Raw genomic sequence first — 1,051 nt, 5'->3', positions numbered from 1 at the left:
AGTACAAGCTTCCGATCTATGCGAATGAGAAGACTTGGAAAGCGATGGAGAATCAAATTGGCAAAATTGACACCGATCAAAAGTTTGTATTTCCAATGGAGACGGTGAAATCGTTCGGCGGACTTGATGTTGAATCGTTTGGCGTTTCCCACGATGCGGCGGAACCGATGTTTTATGTATTCCATTATAACGGCCGAAAGCTCGCGTTAATGACAGATACGGGATATGTCAGCGACCGGATGAAAGGCATTATCCGTTCAGCGAATGTATTTGTGTTTGAAAGCAATCACGATGTCGGTATGCTGCAAATGGGAAGATACCCATGGAGCATTAAGCGGCGGATTTTAAGTGACGTCGGGCACGTGTCAAATGAAGATGCTGCCTTGGCGATGACGGATGTCATTGGCGATGAGACGTCTCGTATTTACCTGGCGCATTTGAGCCAGGACAACAACATGAAGGAGCTGGCAAGAATGTCTGTGCAGCAGACATTGGCTTCTAAAGGATTTGTGACGGGTGAGACATTTGACTTATATGACACCGATCCGAAGAAGGCCACTCCGCTTTGTGCTGTATAATTTTTCTATGTAAATCATGACTATTCTAGGAGTTTTTAACCCACAATATAACCATATTAACGTTCTTGGAAAGGATGGAATATGGTGAATTATGAACGTGAGGAAGAACATACTACTCCTGAACAGCCAAAGAGAAGCAAAAAAGGATATTTTCTTTCGAGTCTGATTGGCGTGATTGTCGGTGCCGTATTAATGGCGTTTATCATGCCGTACCTTTCAAATGAAGGGCTGGATACAGGCGTCTTAGATCAGCAGCAAAACAACAACGGCCGGGAATCAATCAGGACGGTGAATGTCAGTGTCAACAATGCCGCCACCAAGATTGTCAGCAATGTGTCGCCCGCCGTTGTCGGTGTTGTGAACATCCAAAAATCAGATATTTGGGGAGAGAGCGGCGAGGCTGGGAGCGGCTCAGGCGTCATCTATAAGAAAAATGACCATTCCGCTTATGTCGTGACAAACCATCATGTCAT

At 45.4% G+C, this 1,051-nt stretch carries 1 protein-coding gene and 1 pseudogene; both read left to right on the top strand.

Translation table 11 applies throughout. The features are described 5' to 3' along the window. The coding region (locus ACWHAR_RS23035) for an MBL fold metallo-hydrolase (protein WP_452087941.1) at positions 1–578 on the top strand (578 nt) is incomplete at its 5' end. 81 nt (positions 579–659) lie between these two features. Continuing rightward, positions 660–1,051: pseudogene (htrC, locus tag ACWHAR_RS23030) on the top strand (serine protease HtrC); the annotation flags it as partial.

The sequence above is a fragment of the Bacillus sp. LR--39 genome, from assembly GCF_053613335.1.
This window is presented reverse-complemented; position numbering and strand designations above follow the sequence as displayed.